The 14191-nt window shown below is 51.4% G+C and carries 18 protein-coding genes and 1 pseudogene; 4 read left to right on the forward strand and 15 right to left on the reverse strand.

Going from position 1 to position 14191, the window contains the following annotated elements:
• From LLG96_18540 to LLG96_18555, 4 genes are all read left to right on the forward strand, one after another.
• Window positions 1–473, forward strand: a 473-nt coding sequence (locus tag LLG96_18540) for a glutamate dehydrogenase (GenBank protein ID MCE5252205.1), incomplete at its 5' end; no start/stop codon positions are given.
• Window positions 474–532: 59 nt separating this feature from the next.
• Window positions 533–1402 carry a decaprenyl-phosphate phosphoribosyltransferase gene (locus LLG96_18545; GenBank protein ID MCE5252206.1) on the forward strand — a complete coding sequence of 290 codons (870 nt, stop codon included), beginning with the start codon at window positions 533–535 and terminating at the stop codon, window positions 1400–1402.
• A 93-nt stretch (window positions 1403–1495) separates the two neighbouring features.
• Window positions 1496–2317: an inositol monophosphatase gene (locus tag LLG96_18550; GenBank protein ID MCE5252207.1), complete on the forward strand. Its 822-nt coding sequence runs from the start codon at window positions 1496–1498 to the stop codon at window positions 2315–2317.
• Between the two features lie 268 nt (window positions 2318–2585).
• Window positions 2586–3656, forward strand: a complete 1071-nt coding sequence (locus tag LLG96_18555; protein MCE5252208.1) for a DUF362 domain-containing protein — start codon at window positions 2586–2588, stop codon at window positions 3654–3656.
• Between the two features lie 171 nt (window positions 3657–3827).
• On the opposite strand, the gene LLG96_18560 is transcribed toward LLG96_18555, so the two are convergent.
• The 15 genes and pseudogenes from LLG96_18560 to LLG96_18630 all read right to left on the reverse strand — a co-directional run bounded on the left by LLG96_18560 (window position 3828) and on the right by LLG96_18630 (window position 14157).
• Window positions 3828–4559, reverse strand: a complete 732-nt coding sequence (locus LLG96_18560) for a hypothetical protein (protein ID MCE5252209.1) — start codon at window positions 4557–4559, stop codon at window positions 3828–3830.
• Window positions 4560–4660: 101 nt separating this feature from the next.
• Complete coding sequence (locus LLG96_18565) at window positions 4661–6031, reverse strand: glycine--tRNA ligase (GenBank protein MCE5252210.1); 1371 nt, start codon at window positions 6029–6031, stop codon at window positions 4661–4663.
• 184 nt (window positions 6032–6215) lie between these two features.
• Window positions 6216–7013 (reverse strand): DNA repair protein RecO, encoded by a 798-nt coding sequence (recO, locus tag LLG96_18570; protein MCE5252211.1) that lies wholly within the window; start codon window positions 7011–7013, stop codon window positions 6216–6218.
• Window positions 7013–7672, reverse strand: a complete 660-nt coding sequence (locus LLG96_18575; GenBank protein MCE5252212.1) for a DUF502 domain-containing protein — start codon at window positions 7670–7672, stop codon at window positions 7013–7015. Before LLG96_18575 ends, recO begins: the two co-directional genes overlap by 1 nt.
• Entirely contained in the window at window positions 7662–7952 is a 291-nt protein-coding gene (locus tag LLG96_18580) for a septum formation initiator family protein (protein ID MCE5252213.1), read from the reverse strand. The genes LLG96_18575 and LLG96_18580 overlap by 11 nt, the downstream gene beginning before the upstream one ends.
• A gap of 56 nt (window positions 7953–8008) precedes the next feature.
• The gene (gene hisI / locus LLG96_18585; GenBank protein ID MCE5252214.1) at window positions 8009–8398 is read right to left on the reverse strand and encodes a phosphoribosyl-AMP cyclohydrolase; all 390 of its coding nucleotides are present in this window, start codon (window positions 8396–8398) and stop codon (window positions 8009–8011) included.
• Window positions 8399–8444: 46 nt separating this feature from the next.
• A complete protein-coding gene (locus tag LLG96_18590; GenBank protein ID MCE5252215.1) occupies window positions 8445–8786 on the reverse strand; it encodes a DUF86 domain-containing protein in 342 nt (113 codons plus the stop codon).
• On the reverse strand, window positions 8779–9069 hold the full coding sequence (locus tag LLG96_18595; protein MCE5252216.1) for a nucleotidyltransferase family protein: 291 nt from the start codon (window positions 9067–9069) through the stop codon (window positions 8779–8781). Before LLG96_18595 ends, LLG96_18590 begins: the two co-directional genes overlap by 8 nt.
• A gap of 41 nt (window positions 9070–9110) precedes the next feature.
• The gene (locus LLG96_18600; GenBank protein MCE5252217.1) at window positions 9111–10370 is read right to left on the reverse strand and encodes a glutamate-5-semialdehyde dehydrogenase; all 1260 of its coding nucleotides are present in this window, start codon (window positions 10368–10370) and stop codon (window positions 9111–9113) included.
• Window positions 10371–10388: 18 nt separating this feature from the next.
• A complete protein-coding gene (gene proB / locus LLG96_18605) occupies window positions 10389–11504 on the reverse strand; it encodes a glutamate 5-kinase (GenBank protein MCE5252218.1) in 1116 nt (371 codons plus the stop codon).
• Between the two features lie 20 nt (window positions 11505–11524).
• The gene (gene aroF, locus LLG96_18610) at window positions 11525–12541 is read right to left on the reverse strand and encodes a 3-deoxy-7-phosphoheptulonate synthase (protein MCE5252219.1); all 1017 of its coding nucleotides are present in this window, start codon (window positions 12539–12541) and stop codon (window positions 11525–11527) included.
• 77 nt (window positions 12542–12618) lie between these two features.
• Window positions 12619–13395, reverse strand: coding sequence for an imidazole glycerol phosphate synthase subunit HisF (hisF, locus tag LLG96_18615; GenBank protein MCE5252220.1), 777 nt, complete (start codon window positions 13393–13395; stop codon window positions 12619–12621).
• 153 nt (window positions 13396–13548) lie between these two features.
• Window positions 13549–13758, reverse strand: coding sequence for a type II toxin-antitoxin system HicA family toxin (locus LLG96_18620; GenBank protein ID MCE5252221.1), 210 nt, complete (start codon window positions 13756–13758; stop codon window positions 13549–13551).
• On the reverse strand, window positions 13755–13958 hold the full coding sequence (locus tag LLG96_18625; GenBank protein ID MCE5252222.1) for a type II toxin-antitoxin system HicB family antitoxin: 204 nt from the start codon (window positions 13956–13958) through the stop codon (window positions 13755–13757). Before LLG96_18625 ends, LLG96_18620 begins: the two co-directional genes overlap by 4 nt.
• Before the next feature lie 103 nt (window positions 13959–14061).
• Window positions 14062–14157 (reverse strand): annotated as a pseudogene (locus tag LLG96_18630) (DUF2442 domain-containing protein).
• Window positions 14158–14191: the final 34 nt, after the last annotated feature.

The following is a 14191-nucleotide window of genomic DNA, read 5'->3' on the forward strand; positions in this document are numbered from 1 at the left end:
AATATAAGGAGCGGTACGGTACGCTCAAGGACATGCCCGGAACGGAGTGTATCAAAAACGACGAGCTTGTTGCGCTCGATATCGATATCCTTGTTCCGGCAGCGTATGAACATACCATCAACGGGGATAATGCCGGAAACATTAAAGCTTCCATTGTCGCCGAAGCGGCGAATGCCGGTATTTCTTACGAGGCCAATAAAATTCTCCATGACCGCGGCATTCTCGTCATGCCCGATATTCTGGTCAATGCCGGCGGACTGGTGATATCGTATTTCGAATGGGTACAGGACAGGCAGGAATTTTTCTGGCAGACACTTGAGATCGAGGAACGGTTTCAGACCATTATGGTTTCCACATACCGTCAGCTCGATGCTGTCATGCACAAGGAAAAAATCAGCATGCGCACCGCAGCCCTCAAGCTCGGGATAGGGAGAATCGCAGAGGCGATGAAATACCGGGGTCTCTGCCCGTAACGGGATACAATCCTTGACAATACCATGGTTATAACGGTTCATAATCCCGGAGGTCGGCCATGACAATCGGAGATCTGGCCGGATGTCTCCGGGTCAGGCAGTGGTCGAAAAACAGCCTGCTCTTTGCGGCTCTCATTTTTGCCCGTCACGCTCATCAGGCGGATTACCTGTCACGGTCATCGATCGCGTTTATCCTCTTTTCGCTGATTACCGGAGCGGTGTATACCCTCAACGATATTGTGGACATTGCAAAAGACCGTGAACATCCCCTGAAAAAAACCCGTCCCATAGCTTCAGGCCGTATCAGTATAAAAACCGCCTGGTTCATGGTTATCATATTGTTTGCCGCGTTAATTCCCCTGTCGTTTCTCTTTGATACCGGTTTTGGTCTGGCCGTGCTCGTTTATATCTTTTTACAGATCGCATACAGCGTTTTTTTAAAAAACGTTGTAATTCTCGATGTTTTTGTCATCAGCTTCGGTTTTCTCCTGAGGGTCATTGCGGGAGCGCTCGCGATTCATGTGGTGATTTCGAACTGGATACTTGTCTGCACCATGCTGCTTGCTCTTTTCCTCGCGCTTTCAAAACGCCGGCACGAGCTTGTGCTCCTCGAAAACAACGCCGACTCTCACCGTCAGATTCTCAGGGAGTACAGTCCGTACCTTCTCGATCAGATGATCGGAATCGTGACCTCGGCAACGCTTGTGGCATACATGATCTTTACCCTTTCCGATGAGACGACAGCCAAATTCGGTTCAGGCATGATACTGACCGTGCCGTTTGTCCTGTATGGCATTTTCCGGTACCTGTATCTCGTGCATCAGAAAAAGGTCGGAGGCCAGCCCGAGGAAGTGCTTCTGTCTGATATTCCTCTTCAACTCGATATTCTCGGGTACGGAATTGCCGCCCTGATAGTCATTTATTTCTGAATTGATCGAAAGCCGGGGATTATGGCATTCCGGCCCTATCGACACTGAAATATCCGTAATGTTGCCCGTACTATTATATTAAGGATTGTACCCATGACGACGTGCCCTGAAAATGAATACCATGATCTGTATGAAACCCTCTGCGCCGCCGCACGTCTCGGAGGATCGATTCTCCGGGAACATTTCGGGAAGCAGAAAGACATTATGTATAAAGGGAGAATAAATCCTGTAACGAATGTCGATCTCCAGTCCGAAAAAGCAATAATCGACCTCATCAAATCCCGTTATCCGGATCATGATATCATTACCGAGGAATCGCACATCGAGCTCATGGGTTCTCCGTTTCGATGGATCATCGATCCGCTGGACGGTACGGTGAATTATGCCCATGATTATCCGTTCGTTTCCGTCTCGGTAGCCCTCGAGATCGATGGTCGGCTGGAAATCGGAGCGGTATTCGACCCGGTGCGCGAGGAATTTTTCTCCGCGCGGCGCGGGCATGGCGCACAGTGCAACGGCAAGCCGATCTCCGTCTCGAAGATCGATTCGCTCGAAAAAAGCCTTCTGGCGACGGGATTTTCATACGATATCAGGGAAAACCCATACAACAATCTGGCGCATTTCAGTCATCTTATCATGTCCGTGCAGGGAATACGCCGTGACGGATCGGCGGCGCTCAATCTCTGTTACAGCGCCATGGGACGGTTCGACGGTTACTGGGAATTGAGCATATCGCCGTGGGACATTGCCGCCGGGACGCTTATAACCACCGAGGCAGGGGGTACGGTTACCAATCTCAGGGGCGAGCCGCTCTCGATCTATATGAATCAGATTGTGGCAACAAACGGGAAGATTCATGACGAACTTGTCGGCCACATCCGTCATGTCGATCGCGAACAGTATAACATGACCTGAGCTTCTATCCCGATCGATAATTGAACGCGGATTCACGCGGATCGAGCGGATTTACGCGGATTCGTTTTTTATATATATATTCTTTTGATGTTATCGATTAATTGTCACTAAAGATAGTATTAATAATCTATTATGTATCTTTGTGCCTTTGTGTCTTCGTGTCTTCGTGTCTTCGTAGTTGAATAATTTCATGAATATTCCGGGATAGATAAACAAAGTCCGTTTTGACGATAACCACCATATATCACCATTCTGGAAAGGTTTTTCAGTGAACCGCTCACGTGTATCAGTATTCGGAACATCCCCGGCGACAGTGCTCGATGATTACGGCAAACTCATGCGCAAGGCATCATACACCGGTACGGTGAAGCCGGGAGATGAGACTGTGCTCGCTGTCGACCTCTCGTGGCATCACTTTTTCCCCTCGGTCTCGACAACGCCGTGGCAGCTCGACGGAGTCCTGAAGACGCTCATCGATGACGGATTCGCGCCGGAACGGCTGAGCGTCTGTTACGGATGGCGGGATGGCGTCTCGACAAAAAAGGGAGAGGTGTTCAACCGGTTTGTGCCCGTACTCGAGCGGTACGGCATCGGCGCCTTTCACTTGAGCGAGGGGGAACGATGGATACGGTACGAGCCCAAAACAGCTCTGCGTATACTGCCGGAGATTTTCCCCGAAGGGATATACATTCCCGAAAGGCTGTCGGGAAAATCGGTCATCCTTCTCCCCACTATGAAAACCGAGGCGCTCTCGATAATCGCCGGGGCTCTATACACATGCTTCGAGACGCTGTTCGACAGGAACAGCACCCGGGCATACGGGGCATTTCACGAAGCGCTTGCCGATGCCTTCACAATAGCCGGAGATGTATTCGGAGGGATTTTCACGGTCATGGACGGCGTTTTTACCGGCGAGGGACCCGGACCGCTCAGCTACATGCCCAACGAGCGGAATCTTCTGCTTGCCTCGTCCGATCCCGTGGCGCTCGATGCGGTCGCAGCGTTCCTCATGGGCATCGACCCGCTGTCGATTCCGTTTATAAGGCTTGCACACGAGGACGGCCTCGGAACGGGGGATTTGAATGTTATCGATATTGACGGGGAAGATATCTCCTCAGTCCGTTTTGCCATGAATACCGGGAAAACCGGAATGGATACCCGCCTGCGCCTGCTGGAAAAGGGTCTCGCGGGGTCGCTTCTCCGCCCTCTTGCGCGGATTCTGACCGTTATGTACAGCGATTTCCACTGGTATGTCCGAATCGGCGAGAAGCGGATCAGAACCACCATGAAAGGTGAGTGGCTGAAAGTGTTTGAAGGATACCGGAAAAAAACCGGATGATTCATAAATTTTTTACCACGAAGACACAAAGACACAAAAAATACATAAGATATTATTTATACTACCATTAGCAATTATCAATCGCTTATGTCTAAAAGACATAACAAATCCGGGAAATTCCGTACAATCCGCGTAAATCCGCGTTCTATTACATTTTCCGATAAATCGGAGCTAACCCGCAGCATCGACCCCCAGAAATTCAGCGGTGCTTTCGAGCGTTCTGTTGACTATCGTCAGGCTGTCGGGCCCGAACGGTTCCAGAAACGCCGCGGCGAGAGCGAAATCCCCCATCTCGGTGAACACGTGACCGTCCGAATTCACCGCAAGCGGCGTGCCTTTACGGCGCGCGTGGTCGAGCATCTCGGAGAGCCAGTCGAGATTGACCTTATCCATTTTCAGGTGCGAGTTGTTGATTTCGAGCGCTGTGCCGGTTTCCGTCGCAACATCGGTCAGCTCGTCGAAATCGACCGGGAGCGTGCTGTAATAAGGGTGAGTGATGATCTTGAGCGCGGGATAGTTACGCATGGCGTTGACCAGCGCCCGGGTATTGATCTCTTTACCCGGACTGGACGCGAAGGCGTCATGGGGGTGAAGCCCTGCCAGGATGGCTTCATACCGGTAACCCGGGAACTCCGGCAGGTCAAGCTCGCCCCCGGCGCTCATGACCGAAGCCTCGATTCCCTTGAACACCCTGATACCGTCTATTACGCGCGGAATACGCCTGAGCAGCACCGAGAAATGGGCTCGCGGTGTATCGAGCGCGGGACCATGGTCGGTAAGCGCAAAGCCCCGTAATCCCCTGTTACGTATAATGGACACGATTTCAAGCAGTGTGTGAAATCCGCATGTGCTCCGTATGGAATGGACATGAAGATCGCATTCGAATATACCGGTGGGTTTCATCTGTTGTAGTGTAATCGTAATTCCTTTCTGTTCTGCGCACTTCCATAAAAAAACCTTGGTCTGTCACATCATGCCCATAATCCGGGCTGATTACCCCTTCCTTATTCCACATACGTTTCTTCGAGTACATCGACCGTTTCCGGGCGCTTATAGTTAATCATGGCGTCCCTGATCATGGATTTCAGGTCGGAAATTCTGACCCGTGACTGAACCATGCTGTCACGGTCGCGGACAGTGACCGTATCATCCTCGCGTGTCTGGGAATCGATGGTGATACAGTACGGCGTTCCCGCTTCATCCATGCGACGGTAACGGCGCCCGATCGATCCGCCTTCGTCGTAGAATACGGGGAATTCGCTCTTGAGCTCCTGGTGGATTTCATGGGCGCGCTCCGACATGCCGTCACGTTTTACGAGGGGGAAGACCGCCGCCTTGATCGGCGCCACGAGCGGGGAGATGCGCATGACTATGCGGTTTTCGGTTTCGCCGGGCTCTTCCTCGTAGGCATCCGTGAGAACTTCGAGCATGGTCCGGTCGACACCCGCCGATGTTTCAATGATATAGGGGATAAAACGCTCGTTGTTTTCCTGGTCGAAATAACTCATGTCCTTGCCGGAGAACTCGGTGTGCCGTTTGAGGTCGAAATCGGTCCTGTTGTGCACACCCTCGAGCTCCGACCAGCCGAAGGGGAAACGGTACTCGATATCAAAGGCCGATTTGGCGTAATGAGCCAGCTCGTCCGGGCCGTGCTCGTGCCACCGGATGCGTTCGGGACGGATTCCGAGACGGAGGTGGAAATTCCACCGCTGCATGCGCCAGTAATCCATCCACGAGTCAGCAGTCTCAGGCTTGACAAAGAACTGCATCTCCATCTGCTCGAACTCGCGCGACCGGAAAATAAAGTTTCCCGGCGTTATCTCGTTGCGGAATGCCTTGCCGACCTGAGCGATTCCAAAAGGAATTTTCTGGCGGGACGCATTGAGCACATTGAGAAAGTTGACATAGATTCCCTGGGCTGTTTCGGGACGGAGATAGGCGATGGAAGCCGAATCTTCCACCGGGCCGATATGGGTCTTGAACATGAGGTTGAACTGACGGACATCGGTGAGCTCGCCACCGCATTCGGGACACTTGGTAGTATCGATCTGGTCGGCCCGGAACCGCCGTTTGCATTCCTTGCAGTCGACCATGGGATCATGGAATCCCTCGACATGCCCCGATGCTTCCCAGACGCGGGGGTGCATGATGATGGAGGCGTCGATGCCCTCGATGTTTTCATTCTCCTGGACCATCGCCTTCCACCAGAGCCGCTTGATGTTGTTCTTAACCTCGACTCCGAGGGGGCCGAAATCCCAGCAGGCCGACTGGCCGCCATATATCTCGGATGACTGGAAAATGAACCCGCGCCGTTTGCACAGGCTCATGAGTTTTTCCATTTTCACCGGTGTCTTGTTCGTATGCTGCTTTGCCATGTATCCTCCGTCCGTGTATTGTACTATAAACTATTGTTATCAACCATTCAGGATGATTAGTGATAATGATTCGCCATAAAGGTACGGAGTAGGGGTAATTCATGAATTACCCCTACAATAATACTATTACATCGGTCAGGAAAAAAATCCGCGAAAATCGTCCTGATCTGCGAAAATCCGCGTTCTATCGGGTTTTGTGTTCGGACCGGATCAGTTCCCCTTCAGGAAATTTCCTCAGGAACGCGAGCGATTTTATCGGTCTCGATGTTCCGGAATGGTAGGCGAGAAACTGGAGGATGGTCTTTTCGACCTCCTGCCGCTGGCTGCCGCTTATGCTGAGTCTCGGCAGTTCTCCGGCTTCCGCGTCGAGAAGGCTCTTCATGATCATGAGCGCGCCGGCGCTTACCCTGAACCCGTACCGGTCCTCAGCCGGAGCGCAGGAACACAGCACACCGCCATCCGAAAAGCTGAAGAACACCGAGGAACTCCTGGGCCGTTTTCCGCACCTGACGCAGGCATCGAGCAGGGGCCGGTAACCGGTCGCCGAAAGGAGGCGCATCATGAACCGCCAGAGATGTTTGTCGGCATCTTTTTTTGCGCTCGCCTCGAGATCGCCGAGGGATTCGACGAGTAATCCGAATGTTCCGGCCGAGACATCCTCCTCCGCCGTGTGGGTCTGGGTTGTTTCAATCATGCATGAAGCGATCGCGAGGAGTTTCAGGTCATCCTTTATCCGTGAGTAATCGTTATCGATCTCCGTATTTGCAAGTGTCTGTATATCGCGTGTATCTTTCTGATAATAAATGCATTGTATCAACGTCACCGGTTCGAGCGATGCCCCGAATCTGCTTTGGGGACGGCGCGCTCCTTTTGCCATCACCTTGACGAGGCCATAGTGTTCGGTTATGAATGTGACAAGCTTCGAGGAATTGGACATCCTCATGGTTTTCGACACTATGGCCCGGGTTGAACGAAGTCCCATCAGTCCGACCTGTCAATCAAACTCGATATTTCAGGGAAAACCGTGCCGGCGCTCATGATAAGCTTCATCGCGTCTTCGATACTTATGGCGAGCGTAATAAGATCATCATCGGGAACAATAACCACCATACCCGAGGTCGGATTGGGTGTTGTGGGAATAAACACGCAGCTTGCACTTTTACCCAGTCGATCGCAGAACGGTCCGGAACAGTGATTGGTGACAAATCCCACAGAATAAATACCTTTTCGGGGGTATTCCACGATTACAGCCCTCTCGAAAAGAATTCCGCCGCCTTTTCCAAATGCATCGGCAAGCTGCCGAATCGCAAGGTAAACGCGGTTAACCAGCGGGATATAGTTTATTGCCCGTTCCCATATCTCGAAAATTTTTCTGCCGGCGTAATGACGGACCGACATACCGATGATGATAATTACAATGACGAGCGTCAGAGCACCCAGGCCGGGCAGGGATTTTTTCCCCAACGGCTCAAACAGGTACCGGGCATAAAATTTCCCCAGGATGCCGTCAAAAATTACAAACAGCCGCTGTATTATCCAGATCGACAGCGCGGTCGGAGCGAGAACGAGTAATCCTGTGGTGAAGTAGTTTCTCAATCTCAGAAGAAAAGGACTTTTATTTTTTGTTTCTTTACCGGGCATCTTTTTTCCCCGTCTGACCGCTGTCGGGAAGGGAAATTTTAAAAATTTCCTCCCCTTTCTTTATCATGCCGTATTCACGGCGTGCAATTTCCTCGATGTAGGTAGAATCGCTGAGGAGACGTTTCCGTTCGAGGAGCAGCGCTTCCTTTTTAATCAATGCTTCCTTAAGAACTTTCTCTTCCTTATGTTTCATCCTGATAAAACGCATGATATCGGTGATGTTTCTGCAGGAGTTATAAAAAAAATACACCGTCACAATAACGATGACGGATACGATCACATACCATCCCGGTTTCCGATTTCTTTGACGTTTCAGAGCAGTCATAAGTACCGCAATCAGTTTTTGTATACATCGTCAGGATCGAATACACGCTGAGCCACAATGGTAAATGAACCATCCTTCGGATCGATAGTACGGTAGAAGCACGACCTGTACCCCTTGTGGCAGGCAGCTCCGTGCCCCTGTGAGGTTACCCTGAAAAGGAGACAGTCCGCGTCGCAATCCACGAAAACTTTCCGCACCACCTGTGTGTTGCCGGAGCGTTCCCCCTTGACCCACAGTTCCTGCCGCGACCGCGACCAGTATGTCATCACGCCGGTTTCGAGGGTTTTTTTCAGGCTTTCAAGGTTCATCCAGGCGAACATCAGGACATCGCCGGTTTCATCGTCCTGGGTAATGACCGGGACAAGGCCCTTTTCATCGAATTTTATGGTTTCAATGTCCAAGAAAAATCTCCTTGTTCACAAGAATTCTCAATACTTCTCGCTTTAATTAAAGGATTTTCAGGATACGTTCCAATTGAGATTTAAACACAGGCAAATCAGCGGCTACGATCTCCCAAATAATCTCACGATCTATACCAAAGTATTGATGTACAATACGATGGCGCAGACCTACAATTTTATTCCATTCGATTGTAGAATGAATTTCTTTAAATTGAGTAGGAAGGCGGTTAGCTGCCTCACCGATGATTTCGAGATTCCGTACCACGGCATCAACTGTCTTTTCATCATACATGAATGAATCAGCGGAAAATCCTGAAACATACCGTTCAATTTTTTCAATGGATTCCAAGATATCTTCTATAAGTATCTTTTCAGGACGTTTAGACATAAACAATATCCTGTTCAATTTCACGCCAGTGTCGTGAATTTATTGCACGGTGCGAAATCACATCAACATGTTCACCAAGCAGATGTTCAATTTCATCAGCAAGGGTGACAAAATCCAGCCCGATGGATGGATCTACATCGACAATGATGTCTATATCGCTTCCCGGTATTGCATCACCTCGTGCAACCGAGCCGAACACTCCGATGCGTCGCACCTTGAATCGTCGTTCGAAATGCGGTTTGTTATGAGCAAGTAGTTTTACGATTTCCTCACATGATTTCATAGATAGTAATTCTTTCGTTAAGCATTAAAAATAATAATTTTTCACACCCGAATATTCCCGTTTCCGTACACCACCCACTTGTACGTGGTGAGGTCGGCGGTTCCCATCGGTCCGCGGGCATGGAGCTTGTCCGTGGAAATACCGATTTCCGCGCCGAGACCGTATACTCCGCCATCGGAAAAACGGGTCGAGGCATTCACCATCACCGACGAGGAGTCGACATTGGTCACAAAATACTCCGCCGCGGTTATGTCGGAAGTCACAATGGCATCCGTATGGCGCGAGGAGTACGTGTTGATATGATCGACAGCCTCTTCGAGCGAATCGACGATACGAACCGCGAGTATCAGATCGAGGTATTCGGTATACCAGTCGTCCTCGACAGCGACCTTCATGTCAGGAACAAGCGCCCGCGACCTCTCGCATCCCCGGAGCTCGACCTTCTTTTCCCTGAGCGCTTTTGCTGCACGGGGCAGAAAGACCGTGGCGACATCACGGTGCACGAGAAGCTTTTCGGCGGCATTGCATACGCCGGGACGCTGCGTTTTGGCGTTCACTATGATATTGAGCGCATCATCGAGATTCGCCGATTTATCGACATACACATGGCAGTTCCCCTCGTAGTGCTTTATAACGGGGACTCTGGCGCCATCCACAACCGCTTTGATCAGCTCCTTGCCGCCGCGCGGACTGAGAAGGTCGATAATGCCGGCAGCCTCGATCATATGTTTCACCCCTTCGCGCCCGGTCATCCCGATCATCGAAATCGCGCCATCGGGAATACCCTGCGAGACAGCGGCCGTATTGAGAATACCGGCCAGGACAAGGTTCGAGTTGATCGCCTCCTTGCCGCCGCGCAGGAGGACGGCGTTACCGGCCTTGAGGCACAATCCCGCGGCATCGGCGGTCACGTTTGGTCTCGACTCGTAGATAAATCCGATGAGTCCGATAGGGACACGCATTTTGCCGACACGAATGCCGGAAGGCCGCCGGACGACATCGGTCAATATGCCGACAGGGTCGGGAAACGACGCGATTTCTCGGAGTCCCTGCGCCATACCATCGATCCGTGAATCGGTGAGGGTCAGACGGTCTATCATGGCATCCTTCAGACCGTTCCGGTTCGCCGCGTCGATATCGATATTGTTTGCATCTCGGATTTCGGCTTTACAGGCAATAATCGCATCTGCCATCGCACGGAGGGCGTTGTCTTTTACCGCGCTTCCGATGCCTGCCATTTTCGTTGCGGCGCTCCGTGCTTTTTTCGCCTTTTCGATAACGTGCGTGTAGATATTATCCATTATCGCCGCCCTTTCGTGCTACGATCTGTTTTCGGTATGAACCATGTCGTTGCGGTGAATAACGGTTGTCCCGTTTGTATATCCGAGAATACCGTCGATCTCATTCGAATGCGCGCCCATAATTTTCCTTATCTCGTGGTGATCGTAGAGGGATACACCCCGCGCGATCTCGGTTCCATCCGGGCTCAGCACCGCCACGACATCCCCGATATCAAACGAACCTTCGGCGCCGGTAATTCCTTTCGGCAGAAGGCTTGCGTTTTTCTCTCTGATGGCTTTTGCCGCACCCTCGTCAACCCGTATCCGCCCCCGAACCTTTGCAGTCATCGCTATCCAGTGATGGCGTGCGTTGAGACCGTTACCCTCGGGACAAAAGAGCGTTCCCACATCTTCCCCCGCGAGAATCTGCGACAGTTTTACCGTACGGCCATGCGCAATGATCATTTTACCGCCGCTGCTCAGAATCCTTCGGGCAGCCTCGATTTTGGTACGCATACCTCCGACTGCGGCATTATCGCCGGAACCGCCGCAGAGCCCGGTGATTTCAGGTGTTATACGCGTCACTATCGGTATGAGTTTACCCTCGCCTTCTTCGGGGTGACGGTCATAGAGGCCTTCGACATCGGTGAAAAGGACAAGCAGGTCGGCATCGACAAGGCTTGATACATAAGCCGAAAGGTTGTCGTTGTCGCCAACCTTGACTTCCTCGGTGCCCACGCTGTCGTTTTCGTTGATGACCGGCACGACCTTCATGCGGAGCAGCTCGTTGAGGGTGTTCTGAACGTTGACATACCGTTTACGGTCGTCGATGTCGTCGATGGTCAGCAGAACCTGCGCAATGGGAAATCCGAACAGCCCGAGCGATTTTTCAAAGGCGTTCATGAGCAGATTCTGCCCGATGGATGCAAGCGCCTGAAGCTGGGGAATCGATTTCGGGCGCTGACGGATACCCATACGTCCCATGCCGGCGGCGATAGCTCCGGAGCTCACGAGCACGATTTCATAGCCGTTTTTCCTCAAATCGGCGATATCGAGCGCCAGCCGCGCCAGAGCTTCATAATCGAGCGTGTACGGGCCGCTCGTGAGCATTTTTGTGCCAAGCTTGAGGACAACACGGCGAACCCTGGCAAGCAGTTTTTTCCTGTCAGTGTTTTTCAGAGACTTTTTCCTTCTATTTTAAGATACTTTTTCAGTGTTTTTACCAGTTCGGCAAACTCATCGGGAAGCAGGCTCTGCGCGCCGTCGCTGAATGCTTCCTCGGGATTCGGATGAACCTCGATCATAAGACCGTCCGCCCCGCAGGCGACCGCGGCTTTACTCATCGGCCCGACAAGCTCCCGTATCCCGGTTCCGTGCGAAGGATCGACGATTACGGGCAGATGGGTCCTGCTTTTCAGCAGCGGAACCACGGAAAGATCGAGCGTATTGCGCGTCGCCGTTTCGAATGTCCGTATACCGCGCTCGCACAGGATGATATCCGCGTTCCCCTCGCTTGCGATATATTCGGCGGCCATAAGCAGGTCCTGCAGGGTGGCCGACATCCCCCGCTTGAGTATGATCGGCTTGTGGATTTTCCCCAGATCCTTGAGCAGGGCATAGTTGGTCATGTTGCGCGCTCCCACCTGGAGAATATCGGCATATTTGTTAATGAGCAGGACATCCGTGGGAGTTATGACCTCTGTCACGATCTTGAGCCCTGTTATCTCGGAAGCCTCCTTGAGAAACTTGAGGCCTTCCTCTTCGAGCCCCTGGAACGCATAGGGGGAAGTCCGCGGCTTGAATGCACCGCCCCTGAGATACTGGGCACCGGCCTTTTTCACCACCTCGGCGGTTTTAATGATCTGTTCACGGCTTTCGACGGAGCAGGGACCGGCGACAAGCATGAATTCATCCGCCCCGACCGTATGTTCCCCTATTCTGACGACGGTCGGATCGGACTTGAGCTCTTTACCGACAAGCTTGTACGGAGAGAGAATCGGCATGACCACTTCTACACCGGGTACGCTCGACAGAGATTCGAGGCGGAATTTTCCGCGCTCGTCACCTATCGCCCCGATAACCGTTTTCTGTTCGCCGTAGATGGGATGCGGTGTATATCCGAGCTGCCGTATACGATCTATGACATGTCCGATCTGTTCTTTCGATGCGCCATTCTGCATGACGATAATCATATGAATTAGCTCCTTTTTAGCATTGAACCCTGGGATGATGTTTTATCCGGATGAGGATAAAAGACAGTACGGGAAGGTTACAACCTGACGGTCACTCCTCGTTCCGCGAGATACTCCTTTGCTTCCCGGACGGAGTATTCGCGGTAATGAAAGATCGAGGCGGCGAGTGCCGCGCTTGCACCTCCCGAGGTCAATGCCTCGTGGATATGATCGAGATTGCCGCAGCCGCCGGACGCTATCACCGGTATGTTGACTGCATCGGCGACAGCCCTTGTCAGCTCGATATCGTAACCGTCCTTTGTGCCGTCACGATCCATGCTCGTGAGCATGATTTCCCCGGCGCCGCGCTGCTCGACCTCTCGGGCGAACTCGATGGCGTCGATACCGGTCGGGGTTCTGCCGCCATGGGTGTGAACCTCGAAATAGCCGTGCCCGCCATGGGGAACGGTTTTCGAGCGTTTGGGGTCTATGGCGACAACGATGCACTGGTTTCCGAACCGCTCGGCGCCCTTGTTGATGATGTCGGGCGTCGTAACCGCGGCGGTGTTGATGGAAACCTTGTCCGCTCCGGCTTTCAGGATTTCGCGGATATCCTCCACGGTTCTTATGCCGCCGCCCACGGTGAACGGGATGAATACTTCCTCGGCAACACGGTGTACCATATCGAGTACGATATCGCGGGCATCCGATGAGGCGGTGATATCGAGGAACACGAGCTCGTCCGCCATCTCGGCATCGTAGAACCGCGCCTGTTCGACAGGATCGCCGGCATCGCGAAGATTGATGTAGTTGACTCCCTTGACAACGCGGCCGTTGTTGACGTCAAGGCAGGGAATTATTCGTTTTGCGATCATAAGATTTTTTCAGTTTTATGTTCTTTAAAAAGAATATTTCTAAGTTTATTATTTTTAAATACATCGTGTGATATTTTTAAATTGTTTTACCCTATTATAGCAAAGAATTATCATTTATAGTATGCGCGGTTATATGAGCATTGATAAAATTTGCTAGTTGTCTTCTTTAGTAAAAATCCCTGCTGCCTTCAACAGATATTTCAAAAGACCGATTTTCAATGGTTTGTCGCCATGAACCGGTACTGATAAACGTATATTTGATCCTTGCTGACCATATATATGATGACTACCCTTTATTCTCAGTAAAGTCCACCCGTTCTTCTCGAGAATCAGTATTAATTCCTTGCCGCTCATAATGGTCATACAACAATTTCCAATATCTTATCACCAATTTTTGTATCAATGGATCGAATATCGACAGAAAGACACCCCTCAACCGCCTCATACAGATTGCCGAGCAATTCCTCGAACGTATCGCCCTGAGTTGCACAACCCTGAATTGCCGGTACCTCTGCCCAGTACCCACCTTCCTCGGCTTTGTGAATAACGACTTTCATTTTCATGGTGTATTACCCTCAGATGAATTATATCAATCGGTGATCCGCGTTTCAAGACACTACGATCAGTATCTTCTTCCATCCATTCCGGCAGTGGTTTGCCGGTCGCCATGCTGTAGACCGTTTCCAGTGCGATATCGACATCACCGGGCCAGCACAAAACACCTAATTCCTTATGAACATAAACCTGTTTGAAATAATCAATGTCGGAAAAACGGCTGAATACACCGTCAAGTTGA

It is taken from the genome of bacterium (assembly GCA_021372535.1).
GTDB lineage: Bacteria > Latescibacterota > Latescibacteria > Latescibacterales > Latescibacteraceae > JAFGMP01.

What these genes read in the sequence shown, in the direction of transcription:
- LLG96_18560 (MCE5252209.1), bottom strand. Translation starts at nt 4,559, where the DNA reads ATGAAACCCACCGGTATATTCGAATGCGATCTTCATGTCCATTCCATA.
- LLG96_18625 (MCE5252222.1), bottom strand. Translation starts at nt 13,958, where the DNA reads ATGAAAATGAAAGTCGTTATTCACAAAGCCGAGGAAGGTGGGTACTGG.
- hisF (MCE5252220.1), bottom strand. Translation starts at nt 13,395, where the DNA reads ATGATCGCAAAACGAATAATTCCCTGCCTTGACGTCAACAACGGCCGC.
- LLG96_18550 (MCE5252207.1), top strand. Translation starts at nt 1,496, where the DNA reads ATGACGACGTGCCCTGAAAATGAATACCATGATCTGTATGAAACCCTC.
- LLG96_18620 (MCE5252221.1), bottom strand. Translation starts at nt 13,758, where the DNA reads ATGACCATTATGAGCGGCAAGGAATTAATACTGATTCTCGAGAAGAAC.
- LLG96_18600 (MCE5252217.1), bottom strand. Translation starts at nt 10,370, where the DNA reads ATGGATAATATCTACACGCACGTTATCGAAAAGGCGAAAAAAGCACGG.
- LLG96_18575 (MCE5252212.1), bottom strand. Translation starts at nt 7,672, where the DNA reads ATGCCCGGTAAAGAAACAAAAAATAAAAGTCCTTTTCTTCTGAGATTG.
- LLG96_18595 (MCE5252216.1), bottom strand. Translation starts at nt 9,069, where the DNA reads ATGAAATCATGTGAGGAAATCGTAAAACTACTTGCTCATAACAAACCG.
- LLG96_18545 (MCE5252206.1), top strand. Translation starts at nt 533, where the DNA reads ATGACAATCGGAGATCTGGCCGGATGTCTCCGGGTCAGGCAGTGGTCG.
- aroF (MCE5252219.1), bottom strand. Translation starts at nt 12,541, where the DNA reads ATGATTATCGTCATGCAGAATGGCGCATCGAAAGAACAGATCGGACAT.
- LLG96_18565 (MCE5252210.1), bottom strand. Translation starts at nt 6,031, where the DNA reads ATGGCAAAGCAGCATACGAACAAGACACCGGTGAAAATGGAAAAACTC.
- LLG96_18590 (MCE5252215.1), bottom strand. Translation starts at nt 8,786, where the DNA reads ATGTCTAAACGTCCTGAAAAGATACTTATAGAAGATATCTTGGAATCC.
- recO (MCE5252211.1), bottom strand. Translation starts at nt 7,013, where the DNA reads ATGGGACTTCGTTCAACCCGGGCCATAGTGTCGAAAACCATGAGGATG.